The organism is Mycobacterium sp. C31M, from assembly GCF_053345865.1.
In genome coordinates, this window is the sequence record NZ_JBKFAX010000007.1 from 242,411 (window position 1) to 264,624 (window position 22,214).

At 66.1% G+C, this 22,214-nt stretch carries 20 protein-coding genes and 2 pseudogenes; 7 read left to right on the top strand and 15 right to left on the bottom strand.

Annotated elements, in window-relative coordinates; translation table 11 throughout:
• The first annotated feature begins 81 nt into the window (after positions 1-81).
• Together ACLBYA_RS13255 and ACLBYA_RS13260 are read left to right on the top strand one after the other, a co-directional pair.
• Positions 82-1,410, top strand: a complete 1,329-nt coding sequence (locus tag ACLBYA_RS13255) for an ammonium transporter (RefSeq protein ID WP_447709862.1) — start codon at positions 82-84, stop codon at positions 1,408-1,410.
• Positions 1,411-1,629 (top strand): hypothetical protein, encoded by a 219-nt coding sequence (locus ACLBYA_RS13260; RefSeq protein WP_447709863.1) that lies wholly within the window; start codon positions 1,411-1,413, stop codon positions 1,627-1,629.
• A gap of 72 nt (positions 1,630-1,701) precedes the next feature.
• Here the strand turns inward: ACLBYA_RS13260 and ACLBYA_RS13265 are convergent, their stop codons facing one another.
• The 3 genes from ACLBYA_RS13265 to ACLBYA_RS13275 are packed head-to-tail and all read right to left on the bottom strand — an operon-like array spanning position 1,702 to position 4,141.
• The gene (locus ACLBYA_RS13265; protein ID WP_447709864.1) at positions 1,702-2,679 is read right to left on the bottom strand and encodes a heme-dependent oxidative N-demethylase family protein; all 978 of its coding nucleotides are present in this window, start codon (positions 2,677-2,679) and stop codon (positions 1,702-1,704) included.
• A complete protein-coding gene (locus ACLBYA_RS13270; protein ID WP_447709865.1) occupies positions 2,676-3,611 on the bottom strand; it encodes a PDR/VanB family oxidoreductase in 936 nt (311 codons plus the stop codon). The genes ACLBYA_RS13265 and ACLBYA_RS13270 overlap by 4 nt, the downstream gene beginning before the upstream one ends.
• On the bottom strand, positions 3,608-4,141 hold the full coding sequence (locus tag ACLBYA_RS13275) for a dimethylamine monooxygenase subunit DmmA family protein (RefSeq protein ID WP_447709866.1): 534 nt from the start codon (positions 4,139-4,141) through the stop codon (positions 3,608-3,610). Before ACLBYA_RS13275 ends, ACLBYA_RS13270 begins: the two co-directional genes overlap by 4 nt.
• Before the next feature lie 112 nt (positions 4,142-4,253).
• Between ACLBYA_RS13275 and ACLBYA_RS13280 the strand changes: the two genes are divergently transcribed.
• On the top strand, positions 4,254-5,408 hold the full coding sequence (locus ACLBYA_RS13280) for an FAD-dependent monooxygenase (RefSeq protein ID WP_447709867.1): 1,155 nt from the start codon (positions 4,254-4,256) through the stop codon (positions 5,406-5,408).
• 167 nt (positions 5,409-5,575) lie between these two features.
• On the opposite strand, the pseudogene ACLBYA_RS13285 reads toward ACLBYA_RS13280, so the two are convergent.
• From ACLBYA_RS13285 to ACLBYA_RS13315, 7 genes and pseudogenes are all read right to left on the bottom strand, one after another.
• Positions 5,576-5,806: pseudogene (locus ACLBYA_RS13285) on the bottom strand (transglycosylase family protein); the annotation flags it as partial.
• Positions 5,807-6,150: 344 nt separating this feature from the next.
• Positions 6,151-6,384: pseudogene (locus ACLBYA_RS13290) on the bottom strand (transglycosylase family protein); the annotation flags it as partial.
• 1,158 nt (positions 6,385-7,542) lie between these two features.
• Positions 7,543-8,106 carry a molybdenum cofactor guanylyltransferase gene (mobA, locus tag ACLBYA_RS13295; protein ID WP_447709868.1) on the bottom strand — a complete coding sequence of 188 codons (564 nt, stop codon included), beginning with the start codon at positions 8,104-8,106 and terminating at the stop codon, positions 7,543-7,545.
• A 9-nt stretch (positions 8,107-8,115) separates the two neighbouring features.
• On the bottom strand, positions 8,116-9,195 hold the full coding sequence (locus tag ACLBYA_RS13300; RefSeq protein ID WP_447709869.1) for a 2-oxoacid:ferredoxin oxidoreductase subunit beta: 1,080 nt from the start codon (positions 9,193-9,195) through the stop codon (positions 8,116-8,118).
• A complete protein-coding gene (locus ACLBYA_RS13305; protein ID WP_447709870.1) occupies positions 9,192-11,123 on the bottom strand; it encodes a 2-oxoacid:acceptor oxidoreductase subunit alpha in 1,932 nt (643 codons plus the stop codon). Before ACLBYA_RS13305 ends, ACLBYA_RS13300 begins: the two co-directional genes overlap by 4 nt.
• A gap of 316 nt (positions 11,124-11,439) precedes the next feature.
• Positions 11,440-12,279 carry a carbohydrate kinase family protein gene (locus ACLBYA_RS13310; protein WP_447709871.1) on the bottom strand — a complete coding sequence of 280 codons (840 nt, stop codon included), beginning with the start codon at positions 12,277-12,279 and terminating at the stop codon, positions 11,440-11,442.
• 140 nt (positions 12,280-12,419) lie between these two features.
• Positions 12,420-13,421: a LacI family DNA-binding transcriptional regulator gene (locus ACLBYA_RS13315; protein ID WP_447709872.1), complete on the bottom strand. Its 1,002-nt coding sequence runs from the start codon at positions 13,419-13,421 to the stop codon at positions 12,420-12,422.
• 89 nt (positions 13,422-13,510) lie between these two features.
• On the opposite strand from ACLBYA_RS13315, the gene ACLBYA_RS13320 reads away from it, so the two are divergent.
• Genes ACLBYA_RS13320 through ACLBYA_RS13335 form a run of 4 tightly spaced genes read left to right on the top strand, consistent with a single transcriptional unit; the run spans position 13,511 to position 17,518 of the window.
• Entirely contained in the window at positions 13,511-14,671 is a 1,161-nt protein-coding gene (locus tag ACLBYA_RS13320; RefSeq protein ID WP_447709873.1) for a phytanoyl-CoA dioxygenase family protein, read from the top strand.
• Positions 14,668-15,672: a Gfo/Idh/MocA family protein gene (locus ACLBYA_RS13325; protein WP_447709874.1), complete on the top strand. Its 1,005-nt coding sequence runs from the start codon at positions 14,668-14,670 to the stop codon at positions 15,670-15,672. The genes ACLBYA_RS13320 and ACLBYA_RS13325 overlap by 4 nt, the downstream gene beginning before the upstream one ends.
• Positions 15,669-16,541: a sugar phosphate isomerase/epimerase family protein gene (locus tag ACLBYA_RS13330; RefSeq protein ID WP_447709875.1), complete on the top strand. Its 873-nt coding sequence runs from the start codon at positions 15,669-15,671 to the stop codon at positions 16,539-16,541. The genes ACLBYA_RS13325 and ACLBYA_RS13330 overlap by 4 nt, the downstream gene beginning before the upstream one ends.
• The gene (locus ACLBYA_RS13335) at positions 16,538-17,518 is read left to right on the top strand and encodes a Gfo/Idh/MocA family protein (RefSeq protein WP_447709876.1); all 981 of its coding nucleotides are present in this window, start codon (positions 16,538-16,540) and stop codon (positions 17,516-17,518) included. Before ACLBYA_RS13330 ends, ACLBYA_RS13335 begins: the two co-directional genes overlap by 4 nt.
• A gap of 1 nt (position 17,519) precedes the next feature.
• On the opposite strand, the gene ACLBYA_RS13340 is transcribed toward ACLBYA_RS13335, so the two are convergent.
• The 5 genes from ACLBYA_RS13340 to ACLBYA_RS13360 all read right to left on the bottom strand — a co-directional run bounded on the left by ACLBYA_RS13340 (position 17,520) and on the right by ACLBYA_RS13360 (position 22,208).
• Positions 17,520-17,993: an SRPBCC family protein gene (locus ACLBYA_RS13340; protein WP_447709877.1), complete on the bottom strand. Its 474-nt coding sequence runs from the start codon at positions 17,991-17,993 to the stop codon at positions 17,520-17,522.
• A gap of 29 nt (positions 17,994-18,022) precedes the next feature.
• The gene (locus tag ACLBYA_RS13345; RefSeq protein WP_447709878.1) at positions 18,023-19,048 is read right to left on the bottom strand and encodes a zinc-dependent alcohol dehydrogenase; all 1,026 of its coding nucleotides are present in this window, start codon (positions 19,046-19,048) and stop codon (positions 18,023-18,025) included.
• On the bottom strand, positions 19,048-19,977 hold the full coding sequence (locus ACLBYA_RS13350; protein ID WP_447709879.1) for an aldo/keto reductase: 930 nt from the start codon (positions 19,975-19,977) through the stop codon (positions 19,048-19,050). Before ACLBYA_RS13350 ends, ACLBYA_RS13345 begins: the two co-directional genes overlap by 1 nt.
• A gap of 52 nt (positions 19,978-20,029) precedes the next feature.
• Positions 20,030-21,028 (bottom strand): substrate-binding domain-containing protein, encoded by a 999-nt coding sequence (locus ACLBYA_RS13355; protein ID WP_447709880.1) that lies wholly within the window; start codon positions 21,026-21,028, stop codon positions 20,030-20,032.
• 169 nt (positions 21,029-21,197) lie between these two features.
• Positions 21,198-22,208, bottom strand: coding sequence for a LacI family DNA-binding transcriptional regulator (locus ACLBYA_RS13360; protein ID WP_447709881.1), 1,011 nt, complete (start codon positions 22,206-22,208; stop codon positions 21,198-21,200).
• Between the last annotated feature and the right edge of the window lie 6 nt (positions 22,209-22,214).

The window sequence follows — 22,214 nt, forward strand, 5'->3', positions numbered from 1 at the left end:
ACACCGTCAGTACCTCACGGTCACTGTGAATAAACGCAGTGTCGTGTCACTCACCCCCAAAATTGAACGGCGGAGGTTCTTTTGACACCGGAAGTCGAGGACGCCATCTCTGTGATGGTGTCCATGAGCAACGAGTTCTACTACTGGGTATCGATTGCGCTGATGATGCTCATTCACGCGGGATTCCTCGCCTACGAGGTCGGGGTATCGAGGTCGAAGAATGTACTCGCGACGGCGATGAAGAATCTGCTGGCATTCGCGACGATCATCGTCTCGTTCTTCTTCGTCGGCTGGTTCCTCTACAACGCCATGCCAAGCGGTTTCATCGAATTCAACGATGCCGCCAAGGCAGCATTGCCGTGGTCGGACAACATGGGACCCAACGTCGACGATGCCGCGAGCGGTATCTTCTGGGGCGCCTTCGCGTTGTTCGCAGCGACCACCGGCTCGATCATGTCCGGTGCGGTGCTGGAGCGCATTCGGACCAGCGGCTTCCTGGTGCTGACAATCTTCGTCGGATCGGTCGTCTGGATCATCGGCGCTGCCTGGGGGTGGCACGGCGCCGGCTGGATGCTCACCCAGCTCGGCTTCCACGACGTCGGCGCCGCCGGCTGCGTGCACATGATCTCGGGCTTTGCCGCATTGGGCATCCTGATCAACCTCGGGCCGCGCATCGGTCGATTCCTGCCCGACGGCACCGCCGTGACGATCCGCCCACACAACCTGCCGTTGACGCTGCTCGGCCTGTTCCTGATCTTCACCGGCTTCTTCGGCTTCCTGATGGGCTGCATCATCTACGGCGCAGGTGGATTCAGCACCATCTACGCAAGCCCGACCAACATGTCCGCCTTCGCGTTCAACACCCTGATGGGTCTGGCCGGTGGCATCATCGGCGCCTATATCACCTCCAAGGGCGAACCGTTCTGGACGATCTCCGGAGGCCTGGCCGGTGTCATCGCATGTGCCGCCGGGCTGGATCTGTACTACCCGGGCCTTGCCTTCGTCATCGCGATGGTGGGCGGCATGCTGATCCCCTACATCGGCCAGCTCCTGGAGAAGTTCAAGATCGACGATGTCGTCGGCGCAGTGACCGTGCACGGCGGAATGGGCTTGTACTCCCTGCTGGTTGCCGGGATCTTCCTGCATGGGTACCCGAACACCGACGGCAACCCTTCGATCACGTTCTGGGGCCAGGCCATCGGCGCTGTCACGTTCGCAGCATTGGGATTCATTCCCGCATATCTGCTTTCGCTGCTGTTGAAAAAGGTCGGACTGCTGCGGGTTCCGGCCGAGGTGGAGCTGCAAGGTCTCGACCTCACCGAGATTCCCGCCACTCCGTACCCGGAGGGCATCCCGGTCACCGCCATGCGGGTCAATGGCACCACTGTTGTGATCGAGGAGGTCAAGTAAATGTTCGCACCATTTGACAGCTACGACGATGCCGGCGTCGTGTACACATTCGGCGGCGACTCGTTGGGCACATGGGTGTTCTTCCTGCTCGCCGTGGCGATGTTCATCGGTTTCTTCGTCCGGATGGTCACGCACGAGAACCACGCGTATAAGCAGATCATCGAGCACGAGCCGGTGGAGCCGGGCCCCGCGGCCGAGGGTGAACCCACGGCCTACTGAACCCAGCATGGAAAGTGCCCGGACCCGGAAGGGGCCGGGCACTTTTCGTGTGGAACGACTCAGCGCGAGCCGTCAGCCGGCGTCACGCAACCATTGCACCGCACGGTCGCGGTAGCTGATGATGCCCTTGTAGTCGGCCATATCGTCGGGCAGATCGGCCAGCACCGTCGCGGTGCGCTCCCGCCAGGGCTCGAATGCGGCGAGATCGGCGAATGGCAGCATGTAGGTGCGGATCAGGAAGCAGATGGACCCGGACTCCGGCAGCCGGATCAGATGCTGCACCTCCACCCGCAGATGCACCAGCCGACCGAACTCCTCGTCATCGACGGTGCCGATCATCGGTCGGTCCGGACCCCACTCGTGGTACAGCTCTGTCGACACATCCAGTCGGCGTCCGATGGTCAGTGTCCAGTTGGTCCGCCGGTAGGTTTCGCCGGGCTGTAGCCGCATCAGGAACTCCCGAGCCCGGGTGATGACGCCGGTGGCCCGCAATCGCGGTACCGGGCCATGGATCTCCAGGAAGGTCATGCCGACGTCGAAGCCGAACGACCAGTCCGCGGCAAACGTCACCACCCCGGCATCACCGAACAGGTCGCCGTCGCGCTGGTCGAGCAGCACGATGTCCTCCTGGACCTGACCGGCGATATAGGCCAGCGGTTCGGCGGGCAGGGTGCTGTCGTCGCCGAGCACGAAGGTCTGCTCGATGCCCAATCGGTCGTTGCGCCAATGCCATCGGCCACCATCACGATGCAGCGACATGCTGTCCGGGTAGGACTTCGCCAACTCCCGCATCAGCGTCAGCATGGTGTCCCAGCAGGCCGCCCGCATGTGGCCGAGCACGGCATATCGGGTCGGATCGGCGACCAGGATCTCGGCTCGCTCGGCCAATTCGTGTTCGTACTCGCTGTCGACATCGACCACTCGCTCACCCCAGCGCCCGGCCGGGGTGATCACCGCCGCGCCGGCCGGCTCGACATTGGTCGTGTAGCGGTAACTGTCGGTCGGGAACGGGAACGGAAACGTCTCGATCAGGTCGGATTGTGATATCACACTGCTACCTCCAAAATTTCGCCATCACCGCGGGACACACACGCCATCAACGAGTCCCCCGCACGCTTCTCGTCCTCAGCCAGATAGAGATCACGATGGGTGATTGCACCGGCGGTCACCGGTATCCGGCACTCGCCGCAGACACCTTTACGGCACAGATTCGGGATGTCGATGCCGCGCTGTTCCAGCGCCTCCAACAGCGACATCCCCGAATCGACGGTGATCTGCTCGCCCGTCGACGCGATCCGGGCCTCGAACGGCTCCCCCGGGTCCAGGGCCGCGGAGCCGAAGTGCTCCAGGTGAATTCGGCTGGCCGGCCAGCCGAATTCGACGGCGGCCGCCGTGATGTCCTCGATGAACGCCACCGGACCGCACATGTACAGATGTGTCCCGAACGGCTGATCGGCCAGCGCTTCCCGAAGCTCGGCGACGAACCCGGCCCGGTCGGTATGAACCGCGACCTCGTCGGCCAACGCCGTGACGGTGTCGACATAGGCGCCGCGGCCCGGCCGATGGATGTAGAGCAACCGGGTGTCACGCCCCCACACCCGGGCAGCCCGCAGGTGCGACACCATCGGGGTGATGCCGATGCCCGCGGCGACCAGCAGGTGCCGTCGCGCCCGCAGCACGGGCGCGAACGCGCTGCGCGGCAGACCGGCGATCAGGGTGTCCCCAAGCGTCACGTCATCGTGAATCCACTGTGAGCCACCGGAACCGTCCGCGCATCGCAGCACCGAAATCACATAGGACTCGGGCGCGGACCCGTCCCCGGTGAGCGAGTACGCATTGGACACCGGTCCGCACTCGACGACGATGTGCGCGCCGGCGGGAAACGACGGCAGTGCCGCACCGTCGGGATCGGTGAGGGTCAGGGTGCGAATACCGTCGATCGTGTCGTCGATCGCGGTGACCACCAGCTTGAGGGTGTTCACGCCGGAGTCGCCTCGGCGTCGACCATGAAGCCCAGGTGTGCTCCCACGCGACGTGAAACATGGTAATAGACAAGAAGGTTACGACCACAACCAGCGCAGGGCAGCACATCTTCCAGACTCACCTCGGCGTGGGTGACGGCACGGCAGTGCACACATTGCACCGATCGCGATTCGACATCGCCGGAGGCCACCGTCATCTCGTCGTCGGCGACGCCCAGAGCGACCGCCTCGGCACGCAGCACCAGGCAGGCGTGTGCCGGTCCGGCCATCAGCAGACGCCAGCCGACACGGGCGTCGGCCAGATCATCGCGCAGCGCCGTGATCGCCTCTGCCGTGTCGGCCGCCTGATGCACGCGCACCGCGGATTCGCCTCCGGCGGCGGCGACCTGCTGTCGCCACTGCTGGGCGACCTCGGCCCCCTGCGCACCGAAGGCGATGACGGTCCACGATCGACCGGACAGATCGGCCGGCGGCCGACTGGGGTTCACCGCCCAACCGGGCACGCTCGTCACATCGAGATCAGGTTTCATGAGCCCTTCCGAGTACACCTGGGGTTGACAGGGTTACCTTCCAGGAAACCAGGGTCACGTTTCGTCGATGTGACCCGAGTGTCTCGGGTGGTTGACGCCTAACCTGTCGGCCATGCACATCACGGTCATCGGCGCCGGGATCGCCGGACTGGCCACCGCTGTCGCACTGCGCGGCGCGGGGCACGAGGTGGGCATCATCGAGCAACGCGATGACACCAGCACCGGTGCCGGCATCAGCATCTGGCCGAACGCGCTGGCCGCACTGGACGCCCTCGGGGTCGGCGACCAGGTCCGCGCCGCGGGCGGGCGGGTCAGCGCGGGTGCGATCCGGTGGCGCGACGGGCGCTGGCTGCGCCGGCCCGCACCCGATCGGATCGTCCGTGCGCTCGGCGAGCCACTGGTGGTCATCCACCGCCGGACGCTGACCGACATCCTGGCCGCGGCACTGCCGGCCGGCACGGTCACCCGCGGTATCGGCGCCACCGCAGTGCAGGTGTCACCGGTCACCGCCCGGGTGACGCTCTCGGACGGTTCGGTTACCACCGCGGACGCGGTCGTCGGGGCCGACGGCGTGGATTCGATGGTGGCCCGTCACCTCAACGGGGACCTACCGCGTCGTTATGCGGGATACACGGCCTGGCGCGGAATCGCCGACCATGCACTGGATCCCGCTCTGGCCGGCGAGACGATGGGACCGGGCCTGGAGGTCGGCCACGTTCCGCTGCTGGGCGAGCGCAGCGACGCGCACACCTATTGGTTCGCCACCCAGCGTGCGGCGCCGGGGGCGTCCTCACCCGCCGGCGAATTGGTGCACCTGCAGCGGACATTCGGGGCCTGGCCGGACCCCATCCCGGCGCTGCTGGCGAGTACACCGCCCGACGCGGTGCTGCGCAACGACATCTACGACCGGGCACCCGCGAACTGTTGGGCGCGCGACCGTGCCGTCATCGTCGGTGACGCGGCCCATCCCATGCGCCCGCATCTGGGCCAGGGTGGCTGCCAGGGTGTGGAGGATGCGGCGATCCTGGCGACGCTGACCGCGGGTGGCGCCGATCTGTCCGCGGCATTCCAGCGGTTCGCGGCGTTCCGGGGGAAGCGGGTACGCGCGCTGGTGGCGGAGTCGCGAGCGATCGGGCGGATCGTCAATCTGCGCCCGCCGCTACTGAGCGCGGTCGCCAGTCATGCCTCGGCATTGGTACCGGAGGCGCTCCTGGCGCAGCATCTGGCCGCGGTGGCCGGGCGTTCGGCGTTCACACTGCCGGGCTGAGCTCGTCAGCGCGGCTGGAAGGCACGCACCGCGGACTCCAGGCCCTGGCACATCTGACGGAAATCGAAGATGCCGAGCACCGCGCCGCCGCGGATGGCCGCGCAGCCGGTGGCCGCGGGAGCCGGAGCAGCGGGCAGGCCGGGGGTGCCCCAGACGGCCGGCGTCGCACCACGAGGACCGCACTTGGGCCAGGCCTTCAGCCCCTGGGTGCGCAGCACGTTCTCGGCGACCCGGATCTGCTCGGTGCGCGAGGCCCGGGCCGGGGAGCCCACCCCGCCGTTGGCGTTCCAGGTCGCCTGTTTGAACTGCAGGCCGCCGTAGTGCCCGTTACCGGTGTTGATCGCCCAGTTGCCGCCCGACTCACATTCGGCGATGGCGTCCCAGTTGACGGTGTCGGCACCGGCAGTTGGCGCCAACGCCGTCGGGGCCACGGCGAGTGCGCCGGTCGCGGCGGCCAACATGAGGCCCTTGGCAACGATCTTTTTGGCGGTGTTGCGGATGTTCTGCGTGTAGTTCGACATTTCGATGCGGTCCTTCCCCGACCGGTGACACGAAGACCGCGAACCAAGTGTTGGTGCGTTCTTGCGCCGCGGTTATCCGGTTTCTCGGGTGACGAACCTCACCTGTTACGAACGGGGCTGAAGTTTTAGCGGTTTCTTATGCGACACGCGGTGTTTGTGAGAAAACAATGGCGCCGAGTGTGATCACTCGGCGCCATTGTGATGTTTCTGCTAAGAGCGGGTCAGCCCCGGCCGCCACAGGTCGGCCATGCGCCGATGCCCTGGCTGGCCAGGACGTTCTCGGCAACCCGGATCTGCTCTTCCCGGCTGGCGGCGTGCGGAGCACCCGATCCGCCGTTGGAGCTCCAGGTGCTCATGGTGAACTGCAGGCCACCGTAGTAGCCATTACCCGTGTTGATCGCCCAGTTGCCGCCCGACTCGCAGGCCGCAACGGCATCCCAGTTCACGGAGTCCGCATGTGCGGTTCCGGTCGCCAGCACGACCGGGGCGGCTACGAACGCCCCAGCGATGGCGGCCATACCGAACGTCTTGCGGATGTTCTTCAACGTCAATCCTCTCGCCGAGCGCGCGCCAAAGAACACGTCCACACGAATGCGGACGCGAAAGCCTGAATGCATCAGGCGGCGAGATTGGGGCGTGCCGTCTCGGTCGGGCACGACAGTGGGAGGCGAAACGGTGCCTCGCCGGGCGCTTCGCCCGGCTGCCGGCGAACTACACAACAGTCCGCAATGGCCCACTCACACGCAGGTGCTTGAATGTGAAATTGTTTGCTCCGTACTGGAGTTGAAAATGAACGTACAAAACTCCACCGACGAAGTCACTTCAATGACGAACGTGTCGCACTTTGATCACGAGACGATCACGGTGCAGCGCTTTCGATAACCGCGCAGGTCAACCAGGAATTCGCGGCGTAACCCTTGATCGCAGGTCGAGACGTATTCGGTGAGGCAGATCACACGGATTTTGTGAGCTGCACCACCTGGCCACGCGTCGCCACCCGCGGCCTGCTCCTCTGAGTACCCGAAATCAAGCCTGTGACACACGATTCGGTCCGCCCAATCGTGGATTCAGTTCGCTGCCCGTAGATGTTGGCCCAGGATCTTCCATGTTGACGTAATATGCTGCTGCACAGTCGATTAACTCGACTTGAATACCTACAGCCAACAGTGGCCGCCGACAGCACCTTTCGACGTCAGCGTGTCAGGTTTCGCTCTAAAGCATCTCCGGTGCAACACCTTTCGACACTCCCGGCACCACCTCTGCGCTACGCACAGATGAGGGCACGTCGACAGCACCGCGACGCACCGGCAGCCCGCAACGGCCGCCGGCGACAACGGCAGGAGTTAGACACGTTAACCATCAGCAGATAGCCAATTGCCAACCGTATTCCAATCTTTCGCGTGTCGGCTACGATCGACCAAAGACACTGCAGCACAACAACTTATGGCGACACCGGCGCCACACTGCGTCCACCCGGCCGGCCTCGGCGTGAAGAATTCGTACGTTCACAACCTCGTTATACGAACGTTATCGAACGAATAGAAATTGCATATCGATAAATTCGGACGATTTGGCGTCAGAATTGTGCATTTGCTGCACCCGTGTCAGAAAAATCAGGCCAGCAGGTCGGCCGGGGTGTTGACATTGGTCAGCGCCCGCTGGGGTTCCATGACGATGCGTTGAGTGTCGGCGGCATCCACCAAGGCCCGCATGCTGCGCTCACCCGCGGCGATCAACTCATCGGCAAGACCGGCGAGACCAGTGCGATACAGGCCCGCAAGATAGTGGTCGCGTCCGTCCCACGGCAGCAACACCGCGGCATCGGCAGTGCCGGCGGGTGCCAGCAGCACGTCGATCAGGTCACTCGTCAGATGCGGCATGTCGACCGCACACACAAAAACCCACTCGGCTCCGGCCTCGGCGGCGGCACGCAGACCACGGGCGGTCGCCAGCAGTGGACCGACACCACGGACCTCGTCACGCAGGATCTGCGCGGACAACTCCGGCAGCGCCTGCCCGGGCGCGGCGATCACAAACACCGGTTCACAGCGGGTGCCAACCGTGTCGACCACCCGCTCCACCAGCGTGGATCCTTCGAAGACCAGGGTGGCCTTGTCCCGCCCCATCCGGCGTGACGCGCCACCGGCCAGCACAACGGCGGCCGGTCGCGGGGTCACACCAGCAGGTTAATCCACCGACCAGGTGTCTTTACCGCGAAGCAGAGATTGCAGTGCGGCCGTGTCGTGCGCCTTGGCCTCCCGCGCCGCGGCGATCTGGTTGCGGGCGGCATCGTCGTAGGTCGGCTTGTGCACCTGACGGAAGATGCCCATGACCATGTGATCGAGGTTCTGCTCGCTCAATCGCGACAGGGCGAAGGCATAGGCCGGATCGTCGAGGGTGGCGTCGTGCACCACGATCTGATCGGCCGGCACGTCGGCGGTCTTGGCGACCTCCAGGCCGAAACCGGACTTGATCACCGCATACTCGCCGTCGGCACCGAATGTGATGGGCTCACCGTGGCGGACGTTGATCAGCCGGTCCTCGGCGCCTTCCTTACGCAACGCATCGAAGGAGCCGTCGTTGAAGATCGGGCAGTCCTGCATGATCTCGACCAGCGCGGCACCACGATGCTGGGCTGCACCGCGCAGCACCTCGGTCAGACCCTTGCGGTCGGAATCCAGCGCGCGACCGACGAAGGTGGCCTCGGCGCCCAGCGCCAGCGACACCGGGTTGAACGGGTAGTCCAGCGAGCCCATCGGGGTGGACTTGGTGACCTTGCCGACCTCCGAGGTCGGCGAGTACTGCCCCTTGGTCAGACCGTAGATCCGGTTGTTGAACAGCAGGATCGTAATGTTGATGTTGCGGCGCAGCGCGTGGATCAGGTGGTTGCCACCGATCGACAGCGAGTCGCCGTCACCGGTGACGACCCACACCGACAGATCCTCGCGGGCCAGCGCCAGGCCGGTCGCGATGGTCGGGGCGCGACCGTGGATCGAGTGGAAGCCGTAGGTCTCCAGGTAGTACGGGAAGCGGCTGGAGCAGCCGATGCCGCTGACGAACGCGATGTTCTCGCGGCGCAGCCCCAGCTCGGGCAGGAAGTTACGGATGGTGTTGAGGATGACGTAGTCACCGCAACCGGGGCACCAGCGGACCTCCTGGTCACTGGTGAAGTCCTTGCCCTTCTGTGGCTGGTCGGTGGTCGGCACCAGGGCCGTCCCGTTCAGCGCATCGGTGAGGCCCAGATCGGTCCCAATAAGGTCGGTCATGCGTCAGCCCCCACACCCAGATCGACGGTGGCCGCGGCCAACCGTGCAAACCTTGCCTTGTCAGTTTCCTTCTCACGCAACGTGCCGTCCAACGCGGCGTCGATGATGCCCTCGACCTCGTCGGCCAGGAAGGCCATGCCCTCCACCTTGGTGACGGACTGGACGTCGACCAGATACTTGCCGCGCAGCAGCAGGGCCAGCTGGCCGAGATTCATCTCCGGCACGACCACCTTCGGGTACTTACGCAATACCTCTTCGAGGTTGGCCGGGAACGGATTCAGGTGGCGCAGCTGGGCGTGCGCGACCTTGATCCCGTTGCGCCGGGCCCGCCGGCAGGCCTCACCGATCGGGCCGTACGAGCTGCCCCAGCCCAGCATCAGCAGTTCCGCGTCGTCGGTCGGGTCGTCGACCACCAGATCGGGCACCGTGATGCCGTCGATCTTGAGCTGGCGCAGCCGGACCATGAGGTCGTGGTTCTTGGGCTCATACGAGATGTTGCCAGAGCCATTGGCAGCCTCCAGACCGCCGATGCGGTGCTCCAGTCCGGGCGTGCCGGGGACGGCGAACTGTCGGGCCAGTGTCTCCGGGTCACGCGCGTACGGCTCGAACGGCTCCCCCGACTTGGCGAAGGTGTGCTCGATGGCCGGGTAGGTGCTGATGTCCGGGATGCGCCACGGCTCCGAGCCGTTGGCGATGGCTCCGTCGGACAGGATGATCACCGGCGTGTGATAGCCGATCGCGATCCGCACGGCCTCCACCGCGATGTCGAAGCAATCCGACGGCGAGCAGGGTGCCAGCACCGCGACCGGCGACTCGCCGTTGCGGCCGTACAGTGCCTGCAGCAGGTCGGCCTGTTCGGTCTTGGTCGGCAGGCCGGTCGACGGACCGCCGCGCTGCACGTCGATGACGATCAGCGGCAGCTCGGTCATCACCGCCAGGCCGATGGCCTCGGACTTCAGCGAGACACCCGGGCCCGACGTGCTGGTCACACCCAGCGCGCCGCCGTAGGAGGCACCGATCGCGGCGCCGATGCCGGCGATCTCGTCCTCGGCCTGGAACGTCATGACGTTGAAGTGCTTGTACTTCGACAACTCGTGCAGGATGTCGCTGGCCGGGGTGATCGGGTAAGTGCCGAGCACCACCTGGATCCCGGAGAGTTGTCCGGCCGCGACGATGCCGTAGGCCAGTGCGGTGTTACCCGAGATCTGGCGGTACTCGCCCTGCTTGAGTTTGGCCGGGGCCACCTCGTAGGTGGTGGCGAACGCCTCGGTGGTCTCGCCGTAGTTCCAGCCGGCCTTCAGCGCCAGCACGTTGGCCTCGGCGATCTCGGGCTTGCGGGCGAACTTCTCGCGGATGAAGGCCTCGCTGGCCTCCAGCTCACGGCCGTACATCCAGGACAGCAGGCCGAGCGCGAACATGTTCTTGGCGCGCTGGCCGTCCTTCTTGGTGGCACCGATCGCCTCGACCGCACCCAGGGTGAGGGTGGTCATGGCCACCGACTGCACCACATAATCGGACAGTTCGTCGTTCTCCAGCGGGTTCGCGTCATAGCCGACCTTGGCCAGGTTGCGCTTGGTGAACTCGTCGGAGTTGGCGATGATCAGGCCACCGCGCGGCAGGTCACCGACATTGGCCTTCAGCGCCGCCGGGTTCATCGCCACGAGCACGTCGGGACGGTCACCGGCGGTGAGGATGTCGTAATCGGCGATCTGGATCTGGAACGACGAGACGCCCGGCAGCGTGCCCTGTGGTGCACGGATCTCGGCCGGGTAGTTCGGCTGGGTCGCCAGATCGTTGCCGAAAAGGGCGGCCTCCGAAGTGAAGCGATCCCCGGTAAGCTGCATTCCGTCACCGGAGTCGCCGGCGAAGCGGATGACGACCTTTTCCAGCTTCTGCCGCGGAGCGCCGGTGCTGCCGTTCTGACCCACGACTTCCTGCCTTTCACGCCCAGGCCAGTCGCTGTGGCCGGGTGGGCGTTACGTCACTGAATTTTTTGTGTCACTGCGAGTAACCAGTATGGCACTTCTCTTAGGGTGTCGATTGCCAGACGAACCGGCGACACGCGGGTTGCGTTGGGGCGAACGCCCAGTTCAGCCGCATCTAGCGTGTGTCCGGCGACACATCGTGTGGTTTTCGTCACTTTTGGAGAATGTCATTCTCTAAGGATCTGGTTACTGCGCAGTAGCCGTCGCGTAGCAGCATGACCGCTACCCTTGACACCTGTCAAGTTTGATCAGGGTGTGGTCACGCAGACCGGACCTGGACCCTCTTCTGCAGCTCGCGAGCCACCAACTCGCTGGCGATCTCGACGGCACGGCGCGGGTCGGCACCCATGGCCCGATGTGCGACGTAACTTGCGGTGAACATGTCACCGGCTCCGGTGGTCTGCACATCCATCACGCGCCATGCCGCAGGCACCCGCACCACAGTGCCGTCCTTATATATGTCGCAGCCCTCGGAACCGTAGGTCACCAGGATCTCCGGGACACCCAGCCATTCGGCGGTCGACAGATCGAACGGACCGTCGGCGACGATGACGGCCTCGTCCTCGGCCAGCTTGAGCGTGCTGAGGTGACGCAGCAGTTCGGGCGAAAAGTTACGGTCCAGCGACAGTGGGCCGATGCGATCGGCGCGCACCAGACCCTGCCCGTCGTAGGCGATGCGGTGCCCGCGGGCCGCCAGATGCGCCAGCGTCTCGGCCGGGAAGTCGGTGCGCAGCAGTGGCGCCAGGTGGATCCAGGTGGTGCGCGGGTCGTCGAGATCGACGTCGGCCGGGGTCCACACCGGGCCGATCGCCTGCACCCCCATGTGCCGATGATCGGTGTCGTCGTAGTCCAGGCTGAAACCACTCGTGCGATCCGACGGCAGCAGCCGCACCAGCGAACCGAACCGTTCCAATACCGGGTCGAAGAGCTCGTGGTGCGTCTGCTCGCCCATCGCGACGATATGCGCGACACCGGGGGCGCTCTCCAACGCCACACCCGCGAAGGATGCGCAGCCGCCGGGGGTCGGGGCACCGCCGTTGATGACGTCGATCGCCAGATTGCCCAGCACGGTCACGCCGGGGACGAGCTCTGGCGCCATCAATCGAACTCCCCCGGTCTCGGTCTGGATATGGTCTTCGGCGCACAACGAATGGCCGTGGGCGGAAATGGTAGTCGCCTTGGCTGCGAATCAGCGATTCCGTCGTCGCAGGTCACATCCCGCACATGCCGTGCGCGACGTCATCCGGGCAGGTTGTACGGGGTGATGACCTGGATGGGTGTCGCACGTACCGGTTCCTCGGGCAGCGCCCGGTGCTGGGCCAGGATCACCCGCAGCGCCAGTCGAGCATCGGCACGCAGATCGTTGTGCAGCACCACCGACAGCTTGCCGTCGCGCAGCAGCCGACGATTGTCGACATCGAGATCGTGCGCGACGAAGACGCGGCAGGCCCGGCCCAACTTCTCGAAGGCCGCGACGGTGGCGCTGTTCCCGCCGCCGGGTGAGTACACCGCCTCGATACCCGGATGGCGCCGCAGGGCGTCGAGCACCAGACCCTCGTTGGTGGCGTCGATCCCGTCGCTGTCGCTGACCTCGACGACCTCGCGCCCCGACTTGCGCAGCCCGGAGCGGAACCCGACCTCACGCTCGCCTTCACCACGGAACACCGTGCGGCTCAACGTGATCAACACGTCGCCGGCCGCATCCCCCAGCCACTGGTCGACCAGATAGGCCGCGGTGACGCCGGCACCATGGTTGTCGATCCCGACATACGCGCACCGATCACTGTTGGCGATATCGGTGGTGTAGGTGACCACCGGCACCCCGGACGCGGCCAACCGGTCGACGGCCTCGGCGACCGCAGGCTCGTCCTGCGCCTTGAGAATGACGCCGTGGCTGCCGCGGATCTTGGCCAGCGTCTCCACGGTCTGGGCCGCCGAGCCCGTCTCCCACAGATGGAACCGGGCGCGCAGGGCGGCCGGCGCAAAGGCGGGTAATTCGGCTTCGACGGCGGCGCGGAACGCGTCGGAGAACCGCTGCGGGGTCTGCATCACCACGTCGATCAGGTAGCGGCGCCCGTTCAGCCGCAACTGCGCCCGTTGCTTGTCGAGGTCGGCGATCGCCTGCATCACCTCGGCCCGGGTGTTCTCCCGAACCCCCGGCCGGTCGTTGAGGACGCGATCGACCGTTGCTTCGCTCAGACCGGACTGCTGCGCGATCTCGCGGACCTTGTATCGGTGCATGCGACTCCCGCCTGTCAGACGAATGGTGAGGGTTTTTTGATGGTTTCCTGCTGTTGATTGCGGCTCGTGTCACAGCAAGACTAACGGTCATGTCCGCATCCCTCACCCGCTCCGTCGACTGGATCACCGAGTCGGACTGCGATCTGGCGGCGTTCGGCCGCCAGGTTCTGCGCGACACCGATCTGGCCGAGTATCCGCACGCCGTCGACGTCCGCCGCAATGTGCTGGTCTACTCGGCTGCCTCGATCGACGGCGCCGATCGCCGGGCGCTGCAGGCCGAACTGATCCGCGCCCTGACCGACGGCCCAGGGGTCGTGGTGTTCGAGGGCGCCTTCGACCATGACATCACCGATCGCGCGACGGCGGCCTTCGACGACATCATCGCCGCGCAGCGCGCTGCAGGCGGTGCCGCCGGTGACCACTTCGGCAAGGCCGGCGCCAACGACCGGGTCTGGAACGCGGCGCAGAAGCTCGCCCTGCACTCCCCCGCGGTGTACGCCGAGTACTACGCCGCCGACACGCTTGCGCTGGTGCCGCAGGCCTGGCTCGGCCCCCGCTACCAGGTGACCTCACAGGTCAATGTCGTCAATCCCGGTGGCGCGGCGCAGGTTCCGCACCGCGACTATCACCTCGGTTTCGTCAATGTCGATCAGCTGGCGCTCTACCCGGCGCATATGCACCGCATGTCGGCGGCATTGACCCTGCAGGGCGCGGTGGCGCACTGCGACATGCCGCTGGAGAGTGGGCCGACGATGTTGCTGCCCTATTCGCAGCGCTTCGAGGCCGGCTACATCGCGTTCTACCGGCCGGAGTTCATCGACTTCTTCGCCGAGCACCACGTTCAGGTGCCGCTGCGCAAGGGTGACGCGGCGTTCTTCAACCCCGCGCTGTATCACGGTGCGGGGAGCAATGCTTCGGCCGATATCAGCCGGATGGCAAACCTGCTGCAGATCTCTTCACCGTTCGGCCGGGCGATGGAATCGCTGGACCGCACGGCGATGATCCGGGCGGTTTACCCCACCCTGCTGGCAATGAAAAAAGACGGCCGCTCCGATCGCGATCTGGTCAATATCGTCAACGCCACCGCCGAGGGCTACGCCTTCCCGACCAATCTCGATTCCGACCAACCCATCGGCAGTCTGGCCCCGCCCAGTCAGGTCGACACCGTGCTGGCCGCCCTGGCCGACGGAGCCGACCCCGCCACCCTCGACATCGCACTCAACGCACAGAACGAACGGAGAAACCCATGACCACCATCGGCGTGATCGGACTGGGCCGCATCGGCGCATTCCACACCGAAACCCTTGCCGCCCTTGACGGCATCGACGGGTTGGTGATCACCGATGAACGTCCCGACGTGACCGCAGCGGTGGCCGCCAAGCACGGCGCCAAGGCCGTCGGATCGGTCGATGAACTGCTGACCGCCGGTGTCGACGGTGTCGTGGTGGCCGCGGCCACCCCGGCCCACGCCGAACTCACCCTGGCCGCGGTCGAGCGGGGCATCCCCACCTTCTGCGAGAAGCCGATCGCCTCCACGGCGGCCGAAAGCGCCCGGGTGGCCGAGATCATCACCCGCTCAGGTGTGCCGGTGCAGGTGGGTTATCAGCGTCGCTTCGATGCGGCCTTCGCCGCCGCCAAGGCCGCCGTCGACAGCGGCAGCCTCGGCATCCTGCACACCGTGCGCAGCACCACCATGGATCCCGCACCGCCGCCGATGGACTACATCAAGGGTTCGGGCGGCATCTTCCGCGACTGCGCCGTGCACGATTTCGACATCGTCCGGTGGATCACCGGCCAGCACGCCGTGGAGGTGTACGCCACCGGCACCGTGCAGGGCGACCCGCTGTTCACCGAGTACGGCGATGTGGACACCGCCGCCGTGGTGGTCCGGTTCGACGGCGGCGCGCTCGGCGTGATCTCCAACGCCCGCTACAACGCCCGGGGTTACGACTGCCGCCTGGAGATCCACGGGTTCGACGACAGCGTCGCCGCCGGCTGGGATCAGGGCGCGCCGATCGCGAACATGGATCCGTCCAACGATTTTCCGACCGGGCCTGCGCACAACTTCTTCATGGACCGCTTCACCGAGGCGTTCCGCACCGAGCTCGCCGGTTTTGTCGAGGTCGCCAAGGGCGGTCCGGTCCGCGGCGCGACCGTGGCCGACGCCGTCGAGGTCGCCTGGCTGGCCGAGGCGGCCACCGAGTCCCTACGCCGGGGTGCCCCGGTCCGCATCCAGGAGGTCAAGCAGTGAAAATCGCCGGAGCACCCATTTCGTGGGGCGTATGTGAGGTTCCCGGCTGGGGCTACCAGCTCGACTCGGACCGCGTGCTGACGGAGATGCGTCAGGCGGGCCTGACCGCAACGGAATTGGGCCCGGAGGGCTTCCTGCCCACCGACACGACCGAACTGGTGACGCTGCTCGACGGCTACGGTCTCGCGTGCGTCGGCGGATTCGTGCCGGTAGTGCTGTTCAAGGATGACCATGATCCGGCCGACGACCTCGCCGGGCCGCTGGAATCACTCGTCGCGGCGGGTGCCGGGGTGGTCGTGCTGGCCGCGGCAACCGGCCTCGACGGTTACGACGAGCGTCCCGTCCTCGACGAGAACCAATGGCACACATTGCTTTCCAATCTGGACCGGCTGGCCGAGATCGTGGCGGCACGGGGCCTGATGGCAGTGCTGCACCCGCATGTCGGCACCATGGTCGAGAACCGCGCCGAGGTCGACCGGGTGCTGGCGGGCTCACGGATTCCGTTGTGCCTGGATACCGGACACCTGCTGATCGGTGGTACCGATCCGCTGGCGCTCACCAGGGAGGTCCCCGAGCGCATCAAGCATGCCCACCTCAAGGATGTTGATGCCGCGCTGGCCGCCAAGGTGCAGTCCGGTGAGCTGACCTACACGCAGGCGGTCGCCGCGGGTATGTACGTGCCGCTGGGCGCCGGTGACGTCGATATCGCCGGCATCGTCAAGGCGTTGGAGGACAACGGTTTCGACGGGTGGTACGTGATGGAGCAGGACAACATTCTGGACGGTGAGCCGGCCGGCGACGGCCCGCTCGCCGATGTGGTGGCCAGCGTGGCCTTCCTGCAGGGTGCGGCTGCCAGCGTGACTTCGTGACGGCATTGCGGATCGGCGTCCTCGGCGCGTCACGGATCGCCGAGGACGCCATCGTCGGTCCGGCCGCCGAGCTCGGTCACCGGTTGGTCGCCGTCGCGGCGCGCGACCGGGGTCGCGCGCAGGACTTCGCGCAGAAGTACGGTGTGGAACGCGTCGTCGATTCGTACCAGGACGTCATCGACGATTCTGAGGTCGACGTGGTCTACAACCCGCTGGCGAACGCGCTGCATGCGCCCTGGAACCTGGCCGCGATCGCGGCGGGCAAACCGGTGTTGAGCGAAAAACCGTTCGCCCGAGATCATTCCGAGGCCGTGCGGGTGGCCACGGCGGCGACGGACGCCGGTGTCAGCGTGTTGGAAGGGTTTCACTACTTCTTCCATCCGGTGACTCGGCGGGCCTTCGAACTCACCCGAACCGGTGCGCTCGGCGCGATCGAACGGGTCGAGGTTCGGATGGGGATGCCCGAACCCGCGGCGACGGACCCGCGTTGGTCGCTGGAACTCGCCGGCGGCGCACTGATGGATCTGGGCTGCTACGCCCTGCACATCATGCGGTCGTTGGGCAGCCTCGGCCTCGGCACACCGTCGATCGCCGGTGCCCGAGCCGACCAACGGTCCCCGGGTGTCGATGCGCGCAGTGAGGTCGACATCGCGTTCTCCGGCGGGGCCACCGGCCTGTCCACGAACTCGATGGTGGAGCAGGAGTATTCGTTCACCCTGCGTATCGTCGGCTCGGCCGGCGAGGCACTGGTGCACGATTTCATCCGGCCCAGCCACGATGACCGTCTGACGGTCAGCACGACCGGCGGGACAGTCGTCGAGCACCTGGGCACCCGGGCGTCCTACACGTATCAACTCGAGGCGTTCGCCGCACATGTTCGCCACGGCGAGCCGCTACCGTTCGGTACCGAGGACGCCGTGGCGAACATGGCACTGGTCGACGCGGCCTACCGGGCGGCGGGTCTGGAGCCGCGCTGACTCAGTGCGCGAAGTAGCGGTCGGCCAGCGCGGTCAGGGTCGATTCGATGCCGTCGGCATTCTTCTTCTGCATGCCGAGCAGCTCGATCACGAACGGCACCTTCGCCGTCGAGTAGTCGAAGGTCTCGGTGACCTTGGTGGTGCCCGGGGCGACCTCGGTCAGCTCCCAGCGCCAGCGGTGACCGAGTGGATGCTGCCATTCGACCAGCCGATTCTCCTCGACGGCGGTGGCCGTGGAGGTGATCTTGTAGGGCAGACCGAACTGCGTCATGCCTACGGTGAACTTGTCACCGGTGTTCAGCCGGTGCGGCCCGTGCACCTCGACATCCCGGACCGTCCCCGATCCGTCGAGGTCATGGTGCCGATGCGGGTCGGCGATGATCTCGAACAGCGTGCCGATCGGAGCCGTGACCTGCACGCTGCGACTCACGGCGTGCGGTCCGGCATCTTCTGTCTTCAGTGTCGACGATGTCATCGATATGACGTACCCGGTGGCCGGTCTCGCTACACACCGCCACCGTGTTCGGCGCTGAGCAGCACCTTGACGATATCGGCGCCGCCGCGCAGATCGGTGAATGCCTGCAGGCCGGCGTCGACCGGGGCGATCCTGCTGATCAGCGGGTCGATATCGACAACACCGCGGTCGAGCAGGTCGATCGCCATGGCGAACTCCTGCTCGTAGATGAAGCTGCCGCGGATGGTGATCTCCTTGAACACCAGATCGGGCGCCTGGTAGTGCGGCGGCCTCGGCGCGACACCGGTGACGGTCAGCACGCCGCGCGGACGCAGCACCCGCAGTGCCGTCTCGATGGCGGCGGGCACACCGGAGGCCTCGAACCCGTATGCCGGTGCCTTCGCCGGGTCGTCGAACACACCCCCGAGATCCGCGGTGAGCGGGTCGATCACGGTATCGGCCCCCATCACAACGGCCTTGGCCGCACGCGCCGGGGTCGGCTCCAGGACCGTGATCCGTCCCGTCCCCATCGCGCGCAGCAGAGCGATGATCAACAGCCCGATCGGCCCGGCACCGGAGACCAGAACGTCATCCCCCATGCCGATACCGGACCGGCGTACCCCGCGGAGCGCGGTGGCCAGCGGTTCGACCCAGGCGCCCTGCCGGGTGCTGACACCCTCGGGCAGTCGGTGCAGCACCTTGGTGGGGACCGCCGCATACGGCGCCATGCCACCGTGGCGGGCCACCCCGACGGCGGTCCGGAACAACTCGGTGCACAGGTTGAACTGCCCGGCCCGGCAGAAGGCGCAGCGACCGCACCAGTCTCCGTTGGGATTCACACACACCCGGTCGCCCACCGACAGGTTGTCGACCTCGCGCCCGAGTTCGACGATCACACCGGCGAACTCGTGCCCCAGCGCGACACCGGCGGAGAATCCCTGCGCACTCGCGTGCAGATCGCTACCGCAGATACCGCAGTAGTCGACGCGGACCACCACCTCGCCGGCAGCCGGGCTCGGGTCGGGGATGTCACCGAGATGTTCGACGCCGTCGGATCCGAGCAGAACGGCCTGCATCAGTTGTTCTCCTCCAGTCCGCTGGGCCAGGATTCGGCATGTACCTCGGCGGTGGCGGCCAGCACGTCGGCCAACAGGGTCTCGTCGATCGGCGCGGTGGCGGCCCGCACCGCCGAATCCAGGTGGTGTGCCTTGGTGGTGCCGATGAGAGTGGTCGCGCACCCGCTGCGCTGAATGGCGAACTGATTGGCCAGGAACGAGATATCGGCACCGCGTTCGGCGCAGATCGCACGGGCCCGATCGGCGGCGGCCTGGATGCGCGGGCCGGTCGGGACATCGGCCTTGAGCCCACCCGGTGTGAGCAGACCGAGGGCGACGGCCGCCGCGTTGATGACCGCGGTGCCGTTCATGTCGGCCACCGGCAGCAGACCGGTGGTCAGCTCGGTGTTGAGCAGGGTGAAATGTGCGTAGTTGAGCACGGTGTCGAGATCGGTCTCGGTGACGGCCCGGCGAAGCGTGTGCAACGGGTAACCCGTCATACCGATGAATCGGCACTTGCCCTCATCCCGCAGCCGCACCAGTTCGGCGTAGGCATCCTCGAAAACCGGCTCCAGGCCCACGAACTCGATATCGTGCAGTTGCAGGATGTCCACGTGGTCGCGCTGCAGCAACCGCAAGCTGTGGTGGAATCCCTCCCGAATCCTGTTGGGCGAGAAGTCGAACTCGTCGAAACCGTAGCGACCGGCCTTGGTGCCCACGATCACCGGCTCGGTGATGTTCTTCAGTGCCTTGCCGAGTCGCTCCTCGGCCAGTCCCCCGCCGTAGTACGGCGACGAATCGAAGAAGTTGATACCCGCGGCGATCGCGTCGTGGACCGCGCCGATACCGGCATCCTCGTCGGTGGCACCGAACATGTCCCCCAGCGGTGCGGTGCCGAATGACACCGCGGACACCTCCAGGCCCGTCTTGCCGAGAACCTCGTACTTCATGCGCCGTCCGCCTGGGTCGAATCCGGCAGGGCTGCAGCGATCCTGCGGCGCATCAACGGACACCCTCGGTGGCGTAGGTGGCGATCTGTTCGACGTTGGACTCGTCGATGAAGGACGGCCCGGTCAGAATGGGCTGTCCGCCGCCGAGGATGCTCCGGTTGTTGAGGTAGTTGGCCAGCGTGTCGACGGCCTGGTACCCCTGCAGCCAGGGCTGCTGGTCGACGGCGAAGGCGACCTTGCCGTCCTCGATGGCCTTCATCAACTCGGCATTCGTATCGAAAGTGGCGACGGTGATGTCCCGTCCGGTGGCCTCGACGACAGGCAGCGCCGTCATGGCGTAGGACGCGTTGAGGGTGATGAGGGCATCGATTGCCGGGTCTTGCGCGAGCTTGGCCTCGATCGTCGACCGCGCGGCGGACATGTCGAAGCCCGCCAGATACACCCGCTCGGTGGTACCGCCGCTGGATCCATTTTCGGCACCGCCGAAGCCTGCCTCCACCCCGTTGCACCGCTTGTCCAGTGCGGGCACACCCTGTTCGTGCACCACACACAGCACCTTCTGCGCGCCGGCCTCCTTGAGCCGCTCGCCGGCGGCGGTCCCCGCGATGACCTCGTCCTGGCCGATGTACATCAGCGCATCCGCGCGCTTCCAATCGTCGTAGCCGGAGTTGAAGGCGACCACCGGAATGCCTGCGGCGACGGCCTTCTTCGCGACGTCGATGAGCGCCTCGGGGTTGGCGAGGTCCAGCGCGATCGCATCGACATCGGAGTCGATCGCGTTCTGCACCAACGTCGCCTGCTTGTCCGGCTGCGGATCCGAGGAGTACCGCAGGTCGATGTTGTTGGTCTCGGCGCCCTGCTTCGCACCCTTGCGCAGGATGTCGACGAACGCGTCGCTGGGATTCCAGTGTCCGACCATCGCGACGGTGTGCCGCGGCAGGTTCACGTTGACCGCGCCGACGTCACCGCCCTGGGTATCGGGCTTTCCGCCGGTCCCGCTACACGCGGAGGCACTGAGTGCAATTGCGGCGGCCGCAACGGCCGTCTTCATCCATCGATTCACGGGATTTCCTACTCGGTCGGTGGGATTGCTCCGGTCTATTTGACCGGTCTAAGTTCGACTGCGACAACTATGAGCCCCGTCACACGACCCTGTCAAGAGTTCCGGGAGAACCGATCGGCGAACGACGCAGATCTATTGCAGTCGAGAAGGTTTCAGATCAGTCTTGGGCCGGCGCGACGGTGGTCGCACGGATCGCCAGCTGCGGCTGCAGCACCCAGGACTCCGGCGACGTACGGCCGCCGTCCAACCGCGACACCACGGCATCCACGGCCTTGTCCGCCTGCTCGCGCGGCTGCTGACTGACGGTCGTCAGATCGATATGACCGAGTCGCGCCAGGGCACTGTCGTCATATCCGGTCACCGAGATATCCTCGGGCACAAGCATTCCGGATCGCCGCAAGGTGTCGATGACACCCACCGCCATCCGGTCGTTGGCACATACCACCGCCGTCGCCGTCGAACCCTCGCCGACCAACTGGGCGGCGGCGGCCATCCCGGAATCCTCGGTGAAATCCCCTTCGATGACCCGCGCCTCACCGTCGAGTGCATGCCTGCGCATCGCCCGCAGATAGCCGTTGCGACGGTCCGCCGCGATGACGCCCTCGCCCGCGGCGACGTGCACGATGCGACGGTGCCCGAGTTGGTACAGGTGGTCCACCACGGCACCGATACCGCGACCGTCGGCGGTACGGACCACATCCAGTGAGTCGGCCGAGATACGCCGGCCGATCACGACGGTCGGTAGCCGCGATCCGAGCTCGGCCAGGGTTGTGTTCGGCAGCTCGGTGCCGATCAGCAACAGCCCCTCGGCACGAAAGTCCAGCAGGGTCTCGATCACCTTGGATTCGTCGTGGGTGGGTGTCACCGCACCCAACACCACCTCGTAGCCGGCCCGGTCCGCCGCCGCCACGATGTTCTCGACGATCTCGGCGTGAAAGCTGTTGCGAATATTGGTGGTGACCCCGATGAGGTGGGTTCGCCGCGCGGTCATCATCGCGGCGGTCCGGTTGATCCGGTAGCCGAGCTCATCGGCCGCCGCGAGCACCTTCTCGCGCGTTTCCGCACTGGGGCCGGGCGCCTTACGGAAGACCAACGACACCAAGGCCTTGGACACCCCGACCTTGTCGGCGATGTCCTGCATCGTCGGCCGATCCTGACGCTCTGGCATGCACCG